The 16,675-nt window shown below is 71.6% G+C and carries 17 protein-coding genes; 10 read left to right on the top strand and 7 right to left on the bottom strand.

From position 1 onward, the window contains the following. The first annotated feature begins 20 nt into the window (after window positions 1–20). Complete coding sequence (locus KY5_RS25945) at window positions 21–3,230, top strand: tetratricopeptide repeat protein (RefSeq protein WP_098244482.1); 3,210 nt, start codon at window positions 21–23, stop codon at window positions 3,228–3,230. A gap of 31 nt (window positions 3,231–3,261) precedes the next feature. Here the strand turns inward: KY5_RS25945 and KY5_RS25940 are convergent, their stop codons facing one another. The 3 genes from KY5_RS25940 to mca all read right to left on the bottom strand — a co-directional run bounded on the left by KY5_RS25940 (window position 3,262) and on the right by mca (window position 5,252). Next, on the bottom strand, window positions 3,262–3,960 hold the full coding sequence (locus KY5_RS25940) for an alpha/beta hydrolase (RefSeq protein WP_098244481.1): 699 nt from the start codon (window positions 3,958–3,960) through the stop codon (window positions 3,262–3,264). 154 nt (window positions 3,961–4,114) lie between these two features. After that, window positions 4,115–4,378 (bottom strand): hypothetical protein, encoded by a 264-nt coding sequence (locus KY5_RS25935; RefSeq protein ID WP_199843234.1) that lies wholly within the window; start codon window positions 4,376–4,378, stop codon window positions 4,115–4,117. Further along, the gene (gene mca, locus KY5_RS25930; RefSeq protein ID WP_098244479.1) at window positions 4,371–5,252 is read right to left on the bottom strand and encodes a mycothiol conjugate amidase Mca; all 882 of its coding nucleotides are present in this window, start codon (window positions 5,250–5,252) and stop codon (window positions 4,371–4,373) included. Before mca ends, KY5_RS25935 begins: the two co-directional genes overlap by 8 nt. 116 nt (window positions 5,253–5,368) lie before the next feature. On the opposite strand from mca, the gene KY5_RS25925 reads away from it, so the two are divergent. Both KY5_RS25925 and greA read left to right on the top strand, forming a co-directional pair. Further along, on the top strand, window positions 5,369–5,776 hold the full coding sequence (locus tag KY5_RS25925; protein ID WP_098244478.1) for a DUF4307 domain-containing protein: 408 nt from the start codon (window positions 5,369–5,371) through the stop codon (window positions 5,774–5,776). Window positions 5,777–5,954: 178 nt separating this feature from the next. Beyond that, window positions 5,955–6,452, top strand: a complete 498-nt coding sequence (greA, locus tag KY5_RS25920) for a transcription elongation factor GreA (RefSeq protein ID WP_098244477.1) — start codon at window positions 5,955–5,957, stop codon at window positions 6,450–6,452. A gap of 89 nt (window positions 6,453–6,541) precedes the next feature. On the opposite strand, the gene KY5_RS25915 is transcribed toward greA, so the two are convergent. The 3 genes from KY5_RS25915 to ilvA form a co-directional block, all read right to left on the bottom strand. After that, window positions 6,542–7,411, bottom strand: a complete 870-nt coding sequence (locus KY5_RS25915; protein ID WP_098244476.1) for an ABC transporter permease — start codon at window positions 7,409–7,411, stop codon at window positions 6,542–6,544. Next, window positions 7,408–8,415 carry an ATP-binding cassette domain-containing protein gene (locus KY5_RS25910; protein ID WP_098244475.1) on the bottom strand — a complete coding sequence of 336 codons (1,008 nt, stop codon included), beginning with the start codon at window positions 8,413–8,415 and terminating at the stop codon, window positions 7,408–7,410. The genes KY5_RS25915 and KY5_RS25910 overlap by 4 nt, the downstream gene beginning before the upstream one ends. Before the next feature lie 175 nt (window positions 8,416–8,590). Then, window positions 8,591–9,820: a threonine ammonia-lyase gene (gene ilvA, locus KY5_RS25905; protein WP_098244474.1), complete on the bottom strand. Its 1,230-nt coding sequence runs from the start codon at window positions 9,818–9,820 to the stop codon at window positions 8,591–8,593. A 157-nt stretch (window positions 9,821–9,977) separates the two neighbouring features. On the opposite strand from ilvA, the gene KY5_RS25900 reads away from it, so the two are divergent. The 3 genes from KY5_RS25900 to KY5_RS25890 all read left to right on the top strand — a co-directional run bounded on the left by KY5_RS25900 (window position 9,978) and on the right by KY5_RS25890 (window position 11,311). Then, window positions 9,978–10,496, top strand: a complete 519-nt coding sequence (locus KY5_RS25900; protein ID WP_098244473.1) for a MarR family winged helix-turn-helix transcriptional regulator — start codon at window positions 9,978–9,980, stop codon at window positions 10,494–10,496. A 64-nt stretch (window positions 10,497–10,560) separates the two neighbouring features. Then, a complete protein-coding gene (locus tag KY5_RS25895) occupies window positions 10,561–11,043 on the top strand; it encodes a sigma factor-like helix-turn-helix DNA-binding protein (protein ID WP_098244472.1) in 483 nt (160 codons plus the stop codon). Between the two features lie 16 nt (window positions 11,044–11,059). After that, a complete protein-coding gene (locus KY5_RS25890; RefSeq protein ID WP_098244471.1) occupies window positions 11,060–11,311 on the top strand; it encodes a hypothetical protein in 252 nt (83 codons plus the stop codon). Window positions 11,312–11,323: 12 nt separating this feature from the next. Here KY5_RS25890 and KY5_RS25885 read toward each other — a convergent pair whose 3' ends face one another. After that, the gene (locus KY5_RS25885; protein ID WP_098244470.1) at window positions 11,324–12,478 is read right to left on the bottom strand and encodes a cystathionine gamma-synthase; all 1,155 of its coding nucleotides are present in this window, start codon (window positions 12,476–12,478) and stop codon (window positions 11,324–11,326) included. A 101-nt stretch (window positions 12,479–12,579) separates the two neighbouring features. Here KY5_RS25885 and KY5_RS25880 point away from each other — a divergent pair, with 101 nt between their 5' ends. The 4 genes from KY5_RS25880 (at window position 12,580) to KY5_RS25865 (ending at window position 16,654) form a co-directional block, all read left to right on the top strand. Then, window positions 12,580–13,698: a hypothetical protein gene (locus tag KY5_RS25880; RefSeq protein ID WP_098244469.1), complete on the top strand. Its 1,119-nt coding sequence runs from the start codon at window positions 12,580–12,582 to the stop codon at window positions 13,696–13,698. A 72-nt stretch (window positions 13,699–13,770) separates the two neighbouring features. Beyond that, window positions 13,771–14,478 carry a peptide-methionine (S)-S-oxide reductase MsrA gene (gene msrA / locus KY5_RS25875; RefSeq protein ID WP_098244468.1) on the top strand — a complete coding sequence of 236 codons (708 nt, stop codon included), beginning with the start codon at window positions 13,771–13,773 and terminating at the stop codon, window positions 14,476–14,478. Between the two features lie 64 nt (window positions 14,479–14,542). Further along, window positions 14,543–15,478, top strand: a complete 936-nt coding sequence (locus KY5_RS25870) for a DUF5829 family protein (RefSeq protein ID WP_234362865.1) — start codon at window positions 14,543–14,545, stop codon at window positions 15,476–15,478. 519 nt (window positions 15,479–15,997) lie between these two features. Continuing rightward, the gene (locus KY5_RS25865; RefSeq protein WP_098244467.1) at window positions 15,998–16,654 is read left to right on the top strand and encodes an ATP-dependent Clp protease proteolytic subunit; all 657 of its coding nucleotides are present in this window, start codon (window positions 15,998–16,000) and stop codon (window positions 16,652–16,654) included. The last annotated feature ends 21 nt before the right edge of the window (window positions 16,655–16,675 follow it).

Raw genomic sequence — 16,675 nt, 5'->3', positions numbered from 1 at the left:
TGCTCTCGGAGGGGGACCATATGCGGGACAGCCATCGGGCCGAGGCCGAGCGGCTGTTGGCACGGGCGGTCGAGGAGGAGGTCCGGCGTTCGGGCGGGCGCGTCGACGGGGGCGTGCTGCTCTCGCGGGCACGCGGCGGGCTCGACGCCATGGCCGAGACGGCCGCCGAAGAGTACGGCGCGTACACCGCCGCGCTCGACGAATCGCAGGCGGGACAGCTCACCTTCGGGCAGCGCTACGCCCGCGAGGGCGCGGGCACTCCCCTCCTCGTGGCCGTGGTCGCGGCGCTCGCCGCCGGGGTGTCCGACCTGTCGTTCGGCACCAGCGTGGGCACGGCACTCGGCACCGGCGCGGTCGTCGCCGTCGCGGGCGCCGCGGCCACCGTCCTGAAGGTGACGGCCGCCCACGTCCCCGCGGCCAGCAGGCGTGCCGGTGCGCTCAACCAGCCCGGCGGGCCCGAGCAGTTGAGGCTGCAGTGGCTGACCGCGCTCGAAGTGCGCGGCATCCGGCCCTTCCTCGACCAGCAGCGCGTCCTCGCCGCGTCGACCGGTACCCGTACGCAGAAGAAGACCGCGCCCCAGCTGCGCGGCACGGACAAGAGCGCGGCGGCGCGCAGGCGTTCCGTCCTTGAGCAGTCCTTCACGCAACTCCCGGAGAACGTCGGCCCGTTCGCGGGCCGCAGGGCCGAACTCGCGCGGATCGCGCAGCACGTGCACGCGGCCCGCGCCAGCACCGACACCCGGCCCACCGTCGTCGTCCTGCACGGCGCGCCGGGCTCGGGGCGCACCTCGCTCGCGGTGCGGGCCGCGCACGAGCTGCGCGACCAGTTCCGCGGCGCGTGCGTGGTGGACCTGCGCGGCGACAACCCGCAGGAGACGCCGCTGTCCACCCGCGACGCCCTGCTGCATCTGCTCAACCGCCTCGGCGCCCCGCGCGAGCAGCTCCTCTTCCGCGAGCGTTCCTCGCAGGAACAGCAGGTCAAGCGGCTCAGCGAGCTCTACCACCAGTATCTGACCGGCCTCGCCGTCACCATCGTCCTCGACGACGCGAGCGACGCCGAGCAGGTCCGCACGCTCATCCCCGAGCGCTCCGACAGCCTCGTCCTCGTCACCTCGCGGGAGCCCATCGGGCTCCCCGACGACCTGCCCGTCTGGCTGCACCTGCTGCCGGTCGACGCGCTCGACGAGGCGGGCGCCGAGCAGCTCCTGCGCGAGTGCGCCGAGGATCTTTCGGGACCGTACGACGCCGAATCCGCCGACGCCGTACGGGAGTTGTGCGGCGGCCTGCCGCTCGCCCTGCGCGCCGCGGGTTCCTCGCTCGGTCCGCGTACGCCGCGCCAACTGGCCGCCGACCTCGCGGCGTACGGCCCGGTCGACCCCGTGGAGCGCGTCCTGTGGCTGCGCTACACCGACCAGGCCGAGCCCGCCCGGCGTCTGCTGCGCCGCCTCGCGCTCGCCGGGCGGGCCTCGCTCGGCGCGGCCGCGGCGGCCGCGCTGCTCGCCACCGACGAGCAGGAGGCAGGGCGCCGCCTCACCGAGCTGTCCCGCGCCGGGCTCGTCGACCACGTGCGCGGCAGCCGCTACCGCCTGCACGACCTGGTGCGCGCCTTCGCCCAGGCCCGCCTCCTCGACGAGGAGGAGCCCGCCGAGCGCAGCGCCGCGCAGGAACGTCTCATCGCCAGCTACGGCGAGCTCGCCGACACCGTCATCCGCCTCGTCGACGGCAAGACGTCCACCCGCGCGGACCAGTTCGGCCAGCACGGCTTCGCGTCCCTGGACGCGGCGCTGCGCTGGCTCGACGACGAGTCGAGCTTCATCACCGCCGCGCTGCGCCACGCGGAGGGCGTCGACCAGCAGGCCGTACTCAACCTGCTGGGCGCCCTGTGCGACTACTGCCTGCTGCGCGGCGATCTCTACCGCCTCGGCGAGATCAACGAACTGACCCACGCCATCGACCAAGGGCTGCTCGGCCGCAGCGTGCAGTGGCGCACCGGCATCGCCGCCCGTCAGCTCGGCGAACTCGACCAGTCCCGTACGACGCTGAACTCCGTCGTCGACCTCTACTTCGAGGCCCACCAGGACGCGGCGGCCGCCCGGGCGCTCGGCTCGCTGGGCATCACGCTGCACCACCAGGGCAACCTCAAGGAGGCGGCCGCGCGCCTCAACGACGCGCTGGAGCTCCAGTCCGCCGACGAGCTGGCGGGCGACCGCGCCTGGACGCTGCACGCGCTCGCGGCGGTGGAACGCGACCGCGCCCGCCTCGGGCAGGCCCTCGACATGCTGGAGGAGGCGCTGGTCCTGCACCGGGCGAGCGGCTCCGTGCACGGCGAGGCGTGGACGCACTTCCAGCTCGGCCAGCTCTGTCTGCGCAGGGGCGACGTGCCGCGCGCGGAGACCGAGCTGCGCGAGGCCCTCGATCTGTACGGCCGCACCCACGACACCCGCGGCGAGGCCTGGGCTATGACGCAGCTGGCCAGGGCCCGTCTGGTGGACGGCGATCCCTCGCCCGCGGTCGACGGACTGCGCCAGGCGGTCTCCCGGCACCGCGACAACGAGGACGCGCGCGGCGAGGCGTGGTCCCTGTACTACCTCGGCCAGGCCCTGGAGGAGACCGGCAGCCTCGACCAGGCGGTGCGCGACCTGGAGCGGGCCCGCACGATGTTCTCGCGGATGCGGGACGTGTACGGCCTGGCCTGCGCGCGCCACCACTCCGCGCGCGTCACCCGTGACCAGCGCGCCGCCCAGACGGGTTCGCTGCGCAATTCCGGCTTCGCCCGCCAGCTCCTGGTGGACGCCCGCGCCGACTTCCAGCGGATCGGCGTGGCGCACGGCGAGGCGTGGACCTGTCTGGAACTGGTCGTCGTGGACGCGGGCAACGCCCGCGCCCAGCAGGCGCTCGCCCTCTGCGACGAGGCGATCGAGCTCTTCGGCTCGTACGGCGACCGGCGCGGCGAGGACTGGGCCCGCTTCCTGCGCTGCACCCTGCTGCCGTACGCGTCGCCCGGCGGCTGGGAGATCGGCACGGCGGTCGCCCAGGAGGAGCTGAGCCAGCTGGCCCGCGCGGGCCACCCGGTCCGCGACGGCAAGCTCGACGAGTACATCCAGGCATACGGCCTGCTCCTGGAGCGCGGCGCCGAGCTGGAGTCGGGCTGGCAGGCCTGGCGCCTCGGCATGGTCCCGAGCCGCCACGCGCGGGAGGTGATGGGCGTCCCGGTTCCCCGGTCGGGCTGAGCCCGCACCCACCCCGGCGCCGACGCGCCCCTCAGGCCCCGTCGGCCTCCCGCGCCGCCGTCTCGATCAGGTCGCAGACGGGGCCGGGCCGGGAGGCCAGCGAGGCGTGGCTGGCGTCCAGTTCGATGGTCTTGCGCGGGGCCATCCGCTGCGCCATGTGCCGCTCGTTGTCGGGGTGGATCATGCGGTCGGCGGTGGAGACCTGGTACCAGGTCGGCTTGGCGCGCCAGGCCGGGGCCGTGACGGGGTCGCCGAAGGTCGAGCCGAGGGGTGCCTTCTGCGTGACCGCCATGACGAGCGCCTCGTCGGCGGTCAGGTCCTGGGCGAAGCTCTCGTGGAACTTCTCCTGCTTGATCCACAGGTAGCCGTCGGAGTCCGGGGCGATGTTCTCGAAGGCGGCGGGCGGCCGCTCCTGGCTGAGCTGCCCGGGGCTCTCCCCGGCGTCGGGCGCGAACGCCGCGACGTAGACGAGTCCCGTGACGTTGGGCAGGTCACCCGCCTCGGTGATGACCGCCCCGCCGTAGGAGTGCCCGACGAGCAGCACGGGCCCGTCGATCTGCCGGACCATGGCGCGGGTGCGCTCGGCGTCGTCGGCCAGCGAGGTCAGCGGGTTCTCGACCGCGTGCAGGGAGCCGAAGCCCCGCCCGTGCAGTTCGACGATGACCTTGCCCCAGTGGGCGGCACCGCCCCAGAATCCGTGCACCAGCACGATGCTCGGCTTGTCCGCCATGACAGCGCACCCATCCGCTCGGCCCCCCTGCGTAGGCACGACTCACGCTAGACGGACCGGCGACACGCCGCGACCCGGGCTCGGTTCGGCGGGACCGGCACCAGAGCCGGAACCGGCACCACCGCTACTACTCCGCTGCTACTCCACCGGGACGCTACTTCTCGCCGTCGGGACGCTTGCCCTCCGCGTCCGCTCCGGCGCTCGCTCCAGCGCCCACCGGCTCCTTCTCGGACGTCGACTCCTTGAAGTCGACCTTCCGCATGTGCCGGTTCATGGACTTCATCAGGCCCCAGACGGCCAGGGCCATCACCGCGAACACGATGAAGCCGAGGACGCCGGGAGTCACCTTGTTCTCGTCGACCTCTTTGGCGAGAGGGGCGAGCTGCGTCATTGCCAGATGTGCGTTCACGCTAGGCATTGTCGCGGATGCCCGCAAAGAGGTCGTCCTCGGGGAGGGAAGTATCGACGAGCGACTTCGCGAGCTCGTACTCCTCCGTGGGCCAGACCTCCTTCTGGAGCTCCATCGGGACGCGGAACCAGCCGCCGTCGGGGTCGATCTGCGTGGCGTGCGCGATCAGGGCCTTGTCGCGGATCTCGAAGAAGTCGCCGCACGGCACGTGCGTGGTCAGCGTGCGCTCGACCCGCTCGAACTCGTCCCAGCGCTTGAGCCAGTCCCCGTAGGGCGACTCCAGGCCCCGGTCGATCATCGCGTGGTGCAGCGCCTCGGTGCGCGGCCGGTTGAAGCCCTGGTTGTAGTAGAGCTTCTGCGGCTGGAAGACCGGGCCGAACTCCGACTCCGGGTACTTCTCGGCGTCGGCGGCGCCGTCGAAGGCCACCATCGAGATCTTGTGGGTCATGATGTGGTCGGGGTGCGGGTACCCGCCGTTCTCGTCGTACGTCGTGATGACCTGCGGACGGAACGAGCGGATCTGCCGGACCAGCGCGCCGGCCGCCTTGTCGACGTCCTCCAGGGCGAAGCAGCCCTCGGGCAGCGGCGGCAGCGGGTCGCCCTCGGGCAGGCCGGAGTCGACGAAGCCGAGCCAGTCCTGCTTGACGCCCAGGATCTCGCGCGCCTCGTCCATCTCCTTCCTGCGCACCTCGTGGATGTTCTCCTGGATGTACGTGTCGCCCTGGAGCTTGGGGTTGAGGATGTCGCCGCGCTCCCCGCCCGTGCAGGTCACGACGTGCACGTCCACCCCCTCGGACACGTACTTGGCCATCGTGGCCGCGCCCTTGCTCGACTCGTCGTCGGGGTGGGCGTGCACGGCCATCAGTCGCAGCTGCTCAGTCAAGACTCGATCCTCAGATAATCGGGCGCCCCTGGGTGCTTGTGCGCGATGGGCGGCTTCTATAGTGACGGAACCGGGGGGCGGAAAATTCCGGCATCCCCTGTTCCTGGAGGACGATCATGGCGGCGGTGGGCTCGAAGCTCCCCGAGGGCCGATACGGCCGCTCGCGTACGGCCGACGAGGCCGCCGATCGCAAGCTCAAGCTGGTGGGCGCCGTGCTCGGGGTCCTCTTCCTCGGGGGCATCGGCTGGCTCGGTTACAGCTACATCGACGGTACGAAGATCAGCGCCGAGATCATCAAGTTCGACGTCGTCTCGGACGACTCCGTCGAGGTGCACCTCGAAGTGCGCAAGGACGCCGACACCAAGGGCTACTGCACGCTGCGCTCGCAGTCCGAGGACGGCGCCGAGGTGGGCCGCGCGGACTTCCGCTTCGACCAGCGGCAGGACCGCATCGACAAGCGCGTCACGCTGCGTACGAAGGCTCCGGCCACCAGCGCCGAGCTGCTGGGCTGCCACTCCGACTGAGGCCCCGCCCGAGGCCCGCCGCCTTTGCGGCGCTCACCTGCGCCGACGTTTTTCTGATGGCTTATGTCCTCCCCCTGGCGCGCCTGAATTGTTAGGCTCGTGGTTTCGCCCACCCGTGAGGGAACATCCTTCTGGGTAGGGCGATGCTTTGTATTCCCAGTACCTACGAGGAGCACCTGTGACCCAGACCAGCGAGAACGTCACCTGGCTGACCCAGGAGGCGTACAACCAGCTCAAGGCCGAGCTGGAGCACCTGTCGGGTCCTGCGCGCACCGAGATCGCGGCCAAGATCGCCGCGGCGCGCGAAGAGGGCGACCTGCGCGAGAACGGCGGGTACCACGCGGCCAAGGAGGAGCAGGGCAAGCAGGAGCTCCGCGTCCGCCAGCTGACCCAGCTCCTGGAGACGGCCCGGGTCGGCGAGGCCCCCGCCGACGACGGTGTGGTGGAGCCGGGCATGGTCGTCACCATCGCGTTCGACGGCGACGAGGACGACACCCTGACCTTCCTGCTCGCTTCCCGTGAGTACGCGAGCGCCGACATCGAGACGTATTCGCCGCAGTCCCCGCTGGGTACCGGCGTGAACGGCAAGAAGATCGGCGAGGACGCGGAGTACGAGCTGCCGAACGGCAAGTTCGCCTCCGTCAAGATCCTCGCGGCCAAGCCGTACCAGTCCTAGCGCTTCCCTTCGCGCTCCGGTCATGACGGGCCCCCGGCACTCACGGTGCCGGGGGCCCAGTCATGTATGCAGGTGCGGGCCCCGGCGTCTCAGGCCGTCGCCGAACGGTACTTGCGGACCGACAGCGCGCGGAACACCAGGATGATCAGGACGGACCAGATCAGCGAGGCCCACACGGGGTGCTCCATGGGCCAGGCGCCGGTCACGGACTTCGGGACCCCCTCGATCGTGTTGCCGAACAGCTCACGGGCCGCCGCCACCGTGGCACTGAACGGATTCCACTCGGCGACGTACTGGAGGAACTTCGGCATTCCGTTGACCGGCACGAAGGCGTTCGAGATGAACGTCAGCGGGAACAGCCAGATCAGGCCCCCCGAGGTGGCCGCCTCCGGGGTGCGCACGGACAGGCCGATCAGGGCGCCGATCCAGGTGAACGCGTACCCGAGCAGGAGCAGCAGGGCGAAGCCCGCGAGGACCTTGCCGATGTTCTCGTGGGTGCGCCAGCCGACGAGCAGGGCGACGACCGCGAGGACGGCCAGGGTCACCGCCGTCTGGACGAGGTCGGCCAGGGTGCGGCCGGTGAGGACCGCGCCGCGCGCCATGGGCAGCGACCGGAAGCGGTCGATGAGGCCCTTGTGCATGTCGTCGGCGATGCCCGCTCCCGCACCCGCGGTGGCGAAGGTGACGGTCTGCGCGAAGATGCCCGCCATCAGGAATTCCTTGTAGGCGCTCGCGCTGCCGGACGGCGCCCCCGGGATGTTGATGGATCCGCCGAAGACGTACGTGAACAGCACCACGAACATCACCGGCTGGATGACCCCGAAGAGGATCATCTCGGGAATCCGGGTCATGCGGATCAGGTTCCGCTTGGCCACGACCAGGGAGTCCCTGACCGACTGTCCGACGCCCCCCGCGGGCAGCGGAGTCACGAGCTTGCGCGTGCCGGAAACGGTGCTCACTTGTCGGCCTCCTTGCCGGTCCGGGTGTCGCCGTCGGCGCTCTCCTCGCCGCTCCCTTCCGCCAGCTCGGCCGCGTGGCCGGTCAGCGAGATGAAGACGTCGTCGAGGGTGGGGCGGCGCAGGCCGATGTCGTCGATCTCGATGCCGCGGGCGTCGAGGTCGCGGATGACCTCGGCGAGCAGCTTGGCGCCGCCGGTGACGGGGACGGTCAGCTTGCGCGTGTGCTCGGCGACGGCGACCTCGCCCTTGCCGAAGCCGCGCAGGACCTCGGTGGCGGGGGCGATGTGCTCGCGCTCGTGCACCACGACCTCGACGCGCTCGCCGCCGGTCTGCGCCTTGAGCTGGTCGGAGGTGCCGCGCGCGATGACGCGGCCGTGGTCGACGACGCAGATGTCGTGCGCCAGGTGATCGGCCTCTTCGAGGTACTGCGTGGTCAGGAGCAGGGTCGTCCCGCCCGCGACGAGCTCCTGGATGACTTCCCAGAGCTGCTGGCGGTTGCGCGGGTCGAGGCCGGTGGTCGGCTCGTCCATGAACATCACCGGCGGCGACACGACGAGCGCGGCGGCGAGGTCGAGGCGGCGGCGCATGCCTCCCGAGTACGTCTTGGAGGGGCGGTCCGCGGCGTCCGCGAGGTTGAACCTGTCGAGCAGCTCGCCCGCCCTGGCCTTCGCCTCCTTGGCCCTCATCTGGTAGAGCTGGCCGACCATCTGGAGGTTCTCACGGCCCGTCAGATACTCGTCGACGGCGGCGAACTGGCCGGACAGGCCGATCGAACGGCGCACCTCGTTCGGATGTTTGAGGACGTCGATGCCCGCGACGACGGCCCTTCCGCTGTCGGGTGTGAGGAGCGTCGTCAGGCAGCGGACCGCCGTGGTCTTGCCCGCGCCGTTCGGCCCGAGGAGGCCGAGCACGGTGCCTTCCGGGACATCCAGATCGACGCCGTCCAGAGCCCTTACGTCGCCGAAGGTCTTCACCAGACCTTCGGCGTAGATGGCGCCTGGCATGTGGGTTCTCCCCGTGGTGTGGGTGACTTCCTACGGAAAAGTTTAGATTTGCCGGACATCGCCCGCCCGGCGACCGGTGACGTAGGACACACCATAACGCGATACATCGCGTCCGCGCCGCTGTTTTTCCGAAGAACCTCCCCGCGAACCTTCCGGGCTCGAGGACCCTTCGGACTCAGCCGATGACCGTGTAGCCCGCGTCCCGCAACGCCCCGGCCACCTCGACGCAGTGCGCGGGCCCCTTCGTCTCCAGGTGCAGCTCGACCTCCGCCTCGGTGAGCCCCAGCCGCGGATCGGTCCGCACGTGGCTCACGTCGAGCACGTTGGCGTCCACCTCCGACAGGACCCCGAGCAGCGTGGCCAGGGCGCCCGGCCGGTCCGTCAGGCGCAGCCGCAGCGACAGGTAGCGGCCCGCCGCCGCCATGCCGTGGCGCAGGATCCGCTGCATCAGGAGCGGATCCACGTTGCCGCCGGACAGCAGCGCCACCACCGGGCCCTCGAACGCCTCGGGCTCGCTCAGCAGGGCCGCGACCGGGCTCGCCCCTGCGGGCTCCACGACCATCTTGGCCCGCTCCAGACAGAGCAGCAGGGCGCTGGAGAGCGCGTCCTCGGAGACCGTGACGATGTCGTCCACCAGGTCCTCGACCAGCCGGAACGTTACGTCGCCGGGGCGGCCGACCTTGATGCCGTCGGCCATCGTCGCGGGGTTGACGATCGACACCGGGTGCCCGGCCGCCAGCGAGGGCGGGTACGCGGCCGCGCCCGCGGCCTGCACGCCGACCACGCGTACGTCGGGGCGCAGCGCCTTGACCGCGACCGCGATGCCCGCCGCGAGACCGCCGCCCCCGACGCCGACGAGGACGGTGCGCACCTCCGGGCACTGCTCCAGGATCTCCAGGCCGACCGTGCCCTGCCCGGCGATGATGTCGGGGTGGTCGAAGGGGTGGATGAAGACCGCGCCCGTCTCCCGCGCGTACTCCTGGGCGGCGGCCAGGGTCTCGTCGACCACCTGGCCCTGGAGGCGCACCTCCGCCCCGTACTCCCGGGTCGCCGCGACCTTGGGCAGCGGCGCGCCGGCCGGCATGAAGACCGTCGAGCGCACCCCGAGCAGCGAGGAGGCGAGGGCCACGCCCTGCGCGTGATTGCCCGCGCTCGCGGCGACCACACCGGCCGCGCGCTCCTCGGGGAACAGGCCCGCGATGCGCACATAGGCGCCGCGCAGCTTGAAGGAACCGGTCCGCTGGAGGTTCTCGCACTTGAGGTGCACCGGGGAGCCCACGAGGCGCGACAGGTGCCTGCTGCCCTCCATCGCTGTCGAGCGCGCCACTCCGGAGAGCATCTTCTGCGCGCCGCGCACGTCGTCGAGGGTGACCGTCGGCAAGGGATCGCGCGTGCGGTAGCTCATGACGGCAAGTCTTGCAGCCGACGTCCGACTCCTCCTGCGGTGACCAAGGGCCGAGACTGTTCTCCCCGTAGGTTTGCGCAGCGCAGGTACGGTACGGGCTCGGGCCGCGTACCCTGTCCCCCAACCCACTGCCCTCGCATGAAGTGAGCCCCCGGCCATGCCCACAACTCCGGACATGACGACCGCCAGCGACCCCGGCCTTCTCGACAGCCTGCAGCACCAGGTGGCCGTCTTCGCCCGCCGCGCGGAGCAGACCCGCCTCGGCGGCGTAGGACAGGTCCGCAACTCCATGGACCGTGCCGCGTATCTGCTGCTCAACCGCCTCGACAAGGAAGGCCCGATGGGCGTCAAGGCGCTCGCGGCGAGCATGGGCATCGACTCGTCGACGGTCACCCGGCAGGTCGCCCCGCTGGTCGACACCGGACTCGTCAAGCGCACCTCGCACCCCGAGGACGGCCGGGCCGTGGTGCTCCAGCTGTCGCCGCGCGGCCAGGCCCGGCTCGACGAGGTGCGCTCGTCGCGGCGCGAGCTGATGGCCGAGCTGACGCAGGACTGGGACCCGGCGGAGCGCGAGAGCTTCTGCGCGCTCCTCACGCGCTTCAATTCCGCCCTCTCGGCACGCCAGACGTCACAGTCGGCGCCCGGCGGAGAGGTTCCGGCCACTCCGGAGTCTTGACCCCGGCCCCGCCTCTGGCCTCATATGAGACCGGGATCCCCGTTCCTTGTGACCGGGAGGTGCGGTGCGCGAACGGCAGGCGGTCCAGAACGCCCGCCGGGCCCGGGAGTTCGAGGCGTTCGTCGCGGGCGCGGCAGGGCGGCTGCTGCATGCCGCCACACTGCTCACCGCCGAGCCCGCCGAGGACAACCCACGCGCGCGTGCCCTGCTGACCGCCTCCCTCGCGCACACCTACGCGATCTGGGACCGGCTGCGCGGCGAGGACCCCTACGACCGCACCCGCCAGCAGCTCGCCCTGCGCTTCGGCCGGGCGGCCTGGCGCAGGCACCGCGGCCACGGCGGCGTCCTCGAACGGCTCGGCCCGCAGGAGCGGCTGATCCTCGTCCTGCGGATGTACGAGGGCGTGGCCGAGGAGCAGACGGCGGCGCTCCTCGGGCTGCCCGCCGACCGCGTCCACACGATCTGCGCCCGCGCGATGGCGACGGTCCTGCATCCCCCGCGCGGTCCCGCGCCCACGCGCGCCCTGAGCGGGGCGGCACCCTCATGAGGAGGGCGGCACGCCGATGAGTCAGCACGAACGCAAGGAAATGGCCGTACGGCGCCTTCTGGAGGGCGCTCCGCCGCCTGTACCTCCCGGGCTGTGCGCCGACGCGGTACGGCGCGGCGGGCGGATGCTGCGGCGCCGCAGCGCGGCTCGGCGGCTCGGCTGGCTGCTGCTCGTCGCGGCCGTGGTCGCCTTCGCCGTATGGACGTCCCTCGCCCAGCCGTGGGTGGAGCCGCCCTCGCAGACGACTCCACCACTCACCCGCTGGTAGCGGGCCCGGGCTCTAGCCGAGCGCCTGCTGGAGGTCGGCGATGAGGTCGTCCGCCGACTCGATGCCCACGGATAGGCGCACCAGGGCCCCGGGGACCTCCAGGGCGGAGCCCGCCACCGAGGCGTGCGTCATGCGGCCCGGGTGCTCGATGAGGGACTCGACGCCGCCCAGGGACTCGCCCAGGGTGAAGAGCTTGGCGCGGTTGCAGACCTCGACGGCCGCCTCCTCGCCGCCCTCGACCAGGAAGGAGACCATGCCGCCGAACGCCTTCATCTGCTTGGCGGCGATCTCGTGACCGGGGTGCTCCGGAAGGCCCGGGTACAGCACGCGCGTCACGCGCGCGTGCCGGGTCAGCATCTCGGTGACCTTCGTGGCGTTCTCGCTGTGCCGGTCCATGCGCACCGCGAGGGTCTTGATGCCGCGCAGCACCAGCCAGGCGTCGAAGGGACCCGCGACGGCGCCCATCGCGTTCTGGTGGTACGCCAACTCCTCGCCGAGCCCCGCGTCGTTGACGACGAGGGCGCCGCCGACGACGTCCGAGTGGCCGCCCATGTACTTCGTCATGGAGTGCACGACCACGTCCGCGCCGAGCGCGAGCGGCTGCTGGAGGTAGGGGCTCGCGAAGGTGTTGTCGACGACCAGGCGGGCCCCGGCCTCGCGGGCGATCTGCGCGACCGCCGCGATGTCGGTGATGCCGAGCAGCGGGTTGGAGGGGGTCTCCACCCAGATCGCCTTCGTACGGTCGGTCAGCGCGGCCCGCACCGCCTCCGGGTCGGAGGTGTCGGCGACCGACCACTCCACGCCCCACCGCGAGACGACCTTGTCGAACAGGCGGAAGGTGCCGCCGTACGCGTCGTTGGGGATGACCACGTGGTCGCCGGGGGTGAGCAGCGTACGGAGGAGGCAGTCCTCCGCGGCGAGTCCCGAGGCGAAGGCCAGGCCGCGGCTGCCGCCCTCCAGTGCGGCCAGGTTCTCTTCAAGGGCGGTGCGCGTCGGGTTGGCGCTGCGGCTGTACTCATAGCCGCCGCGCAGGCCCCCGACCCCGTCCTGCTTGTAGGTGGACACCTGGTAAATGGGCGGGACGACGGCTCCGGTCAGGGGATCCGCGGTGTTGCCCGCGTGGATCGCCACCGTTTCGAAGCTCTGCGTGCTGTGCGAGTCACTCATGCGGCCTGAGCGTAATGCGCGCGGGGGTCCTTCCGCCGGGTCGGTACGGGTACGTCCCACCAGGTTGGCCAATTGTCCGAGCCGTCTGGTTCGCTTGTGTCATGGAGATTCTCTGGGTCCTGATGGCAGTGGTCATGATCGGCGCGGTCCTCGGGCCCGTGCTGCTGCGCAGGCGCGGCGGAATCCGGCAGGTCGCCCCCGGCGCGCCGGACGCCGCGGACCCGGCGAACTACGGCTTCCTGCGCCAGGAGGAGCTGGACATCCGCATGCCGGGCCCGGACGGCGACCTGCTCGACGTCCTCGACCACGTGCAGCGCTCGCAGGGCTGGCAGGCCGCATCCCAGCTCCTCGCGGGCACCGAGACGCACGGCGAGCGGCGCTGGCAGCGAGTGCAGGCCTTCGCGGGCGCGGCCTCCCTGGAGCTCAAGGAGCGGCCCGGCGGCGTGAGCGAGGGCCCCGGCGGGCAGTGGCTGCGGGTGTGGCGGGCCGAGATGCCCAAGGACGCGGGCGGCGCCGCGGTGCACGCGGAGTTCCTCGTCCAGCAGGCGTGGCGCACCTCGACGCAGGGCACGGACGAGTTCCGGATCATCCTGGAGGAGGCCAAGGACGCGTGCGGGCAGGCCGCGCTGCTCGCCCCCGGCGACCCCGTTCCGTACATCATCGAGCTCTCCATCGCGCGCGGACTCGCGTACTCCCGCGAGGAGTTCGAGCAGCTGTGGCTGAAGATCCTGGACCGCGCGCCCGCGCACATGGGCGCGCACCTGGCGGCGCTGCACTACTGGTGCGAGAAGTGGCACGGCTCGCGCGATCTGGCGTACAGCTTCGCGGAGGCCGCGGCGGCCCGCGCCCCGCGCGGCTCCCTGCTCGCCGCGCTCCCGCTCTTCGCGGTCTACGAGCACCTGCCCGAGGTCAACCTGGTCCGCGGCTTCTACCAGAGCGAGGTCGTCACCAAGGCCGTCGAGGGCGCGCTCTTCGCGGTGCACGCCGCGCGCGCGGACGACCCGATGCTGGCGCACGTCCGGCACCTCCTGGTCTTCTTCCTGGTGCGCTGCGAGCGCTGGTCCGAGGCGATGAACCAGCTGGTGCACGTGGACGGCCACGTGGGCGCGCTGCCCTGGACGCTCTCCGCCGACCCGGCCGCGGACTACGCGGTGTACCGCGCGCTGGCGGTCGCGGGGTACGAGGCGAACGGCGGCAGCCCGGCGACGCTGTCGCACTGAGCCCCGGCGGAATGCCGAGGGCCGTGCGGGCGTTCTTGTCCACGACCCCTGTCACGCACGAGGAGAGACCCCATGATCTTCGGACGCACGCCCGAGCTCCCCACCCCCGAGCAGGCCCTGAAGGGCCGGGCGACCCCGGAATTCGAGGTCCCCGCGCGCCACACCGTGCTCGGCAACCCGTTGCTCGGCCCCTACCCCGACGGCCTGGAGGTCGCGGACTTCGCCCTCGGCTGCTTCTGGGGCGCCGAGCGCAAGTTCTGGCAGACCGAGGGCGTCTGGACGACGTACGTCGGCTACCAGGGCGGCTACACCGAGAACCCCTCCTACGAAGAGGCGTGCTCCGGCCTGACCGGGCACACCGAGGCGGTGCGCGTCGTCTTCGACCCCTCCAAGGTCTCGTACGCGGCGCTCCTGAAGCTGTTCTGGGAGTCCCACAACCCCACGCAGGGCTTCCGGCAGGGCAATGACGTCGGCACGCAGTACCGCTCGGCGATCTACACCCACTCCGCCGACCAGCAGGCGATCGCGGCGGCCTCCCTGGAGGCGTACCAGAAGGTCCTGACGGCCTCCGGGCACGGCACGATCACCACGACGGTGCTGCCCGCCGACGACAAGCCGTTCTGGCCCGCCGAGGCGTACCACCAGCAGTACCTGGACAAGAACCCCGACGGGTACTGCGGGATCGGCGGGACCGGCGTCACGCTCGCGGAGCCCTTCGAGACGAACTGGGGCGTCTCCTGCCCGACCGGGATCGTCGCCGCCCCCGAGCCCACCGAGTAGCCGCACGGGACCGGGTTCCGTGAACCGTCAACGGAATCCGCTCCTCCCCTCCTACGATGCCCGCATGATGCTGCTGCGCAGAGTGTTGCGGGTCGTCATGGTTGTCGCGCTGGCCCTGGTGGGGGCGGTACAGGGCAGCGCGACGGTGCAGGCCGACGAGGGGACGCCCCCCTCCGGCCGGCAATTGCTCTTCTACAACCACGCCTACGGAGTGTTCGACCGGGAGACCGCCGACGCCATCGAACACTCCACCTACCTGCGGGAGTTCGCCAACTTCCAGGTGCGCACCACGACCGGTTCCGACGGGCAGACCTGGACGGGGCGCTATCTGATGGGGCGCGAGACCTACCTCGAGCTCTTCGGCGTCGGGGACGTGTCGGGGCCCGACGGCACGCTCGGCTCCGCCGGAATGGGCGTCTCCACCGAGCGGGCCGGTGACATGGCGACGGTCCTCGCGCGACTGCGGGACCTCGGCGTCGAGAAGCCGGTCGAGTTCCGCCAGACGCGGGACTTCGGGGACGGGGTGCCGGTGCCGTGGTTCGACGCGGTCTTCACCACCGATCAGTACGACGCGTTCGGCGCGTGGGGGATGGAGTACCGGCCCGAGTACTTCGCGGACCCGCGCAGCGGGACCGAGCCTGCGGCGTTTCCCGGGGACGTCGGGCGGGAGCGGTACTTGTCCGACGGCTACCGCGACCATCTGATGCGCGACGTGACGTCGATCCGTCTCGCGGTGACGCCGCGCGATCTCGCCAACACGGTGCCGTTGCTGCGGGCCGGGGGGTTCCAGGTGTCCTCCGTGCCGGGTGACGGGGTCGTCGCGCGGGGTGGGGGCACGACGATCCGTCTCGAACCGGTTCCTCGTGAGCGGGCGGGTCTGCGGGAGGTCGGGATGTCGCTCAACCACCCGGTGAAGCGGCACGTGGAGCGTCTGGGTGACTCCACGCTTACTGTGGGGCCGGGGGCCCGCGCTGTTTGGGCGTTTCCCTCGCCGAAGTAGGGGCGTTGTCCCTGCCGGGTGGGTGGGGGAGGTGGTGGTATCTCCCCCACGTCCGGTGCGGTGTCACACGGGGTTTTGCGCAGTTCCCCGCGCCCCTGAAGGGGCCACACCGCGCGTGGGTGGGTGGGGGCGGTGGCGGCATCCTCCCCACGTCCAGCGCGACGGCACACGGGGGTTCGCGCAGTTCCCCGCGCCCCTGAAGGGGCCCGCCCCCGCCGGGCCGCAGCCGCGAGCGCGCCCGAGGGGACGTGGGGGTATGTGCGCACGGAGCACATAAGGAGACCGGGGCACGGAAGCAAGTCCGTTGGCGGTCATCTGGGACGGCGAGTACGCACATACCCCCGCGGCCCCGCCCCACAACCGAACCCAAGGCGCAAGACCCGCACCCACCCGAGCCCCGCGCCCCCTCTGCCCTCAGCGAATCTGCCACCAGCCGAGATCTCTGACAACGACCGCCGAGGCGGGCAACAGTCAAGGCAGGGCGCGGCGTTCGGAGCCGCCGAGATCGTGGGAGGAATCATGTCCGTGCATGACAGTGGGTGGGACGCCGCGCGTCCCCGGGGCGCCGACGGGGACACCGCGCCGTCCCGGTTCGACGATCAACTCGCCGCCCAACTCCTCGACCAGCGCATCGTGTTCCTCGGAACACAGGTCGACGAGGTCTCCGCCAACCGCGTCTGCGCACAGCTGCTCGTCCTGTCCGCGGAGGACCCGAAGACCGACATCGGGCTCTACATCAACAGCCCGGGCGGCTCGGTCAGCGCCGGGCTCGCGATCTACGACACCATGCGGCTCATCCCCAACGACGTCTCCACCCTCGTCATGGGATTCGCCGCCAGCATGGGCCAGTTCCTGCTCAGCGTCGGCACCGCGGGCAAACGCTTCGCGCTGCCCAACGCGCGGATCATGATGCACCAGCCCTCCGCGGGCATCGGCGGCACCACCGCGGACATCGCCATCCAGGCCGAGAACCTGGAGTTCACGAAGAAGGCCATCGAGCGGATCACCGCCGAGCACACGGGCCAGAACGAGGAGACCATCTCGCGCGACGGTGACCGCGACCGCTGGTTCACGGCCGAGCAGGCCAAGGAGTACGGCATGGTCGACCGCGTCGTCGCATCGATGGAGGACGTGCGCCCCGCAGGGCCTAAGCACCGTATCGGGCTCGGGATTTGAGGGGGGATCAGGTGATGAGCC

This window comes from Streptomyces formicae, from assembly GCF_002556545.1.
Taxonomy (GTDB): domain Bacteria; phylum Actinomycetota; class Actinomycetes; order Streptomycetales; family Streptomycetaceae; genus Streptomyces; species Streptomyces formicae_A.
The sequence above is the reverse complement of the archived record's forward strand: the minus strand, read 5'-3'. Positions and strand labels throughout refer to the sequence as shown.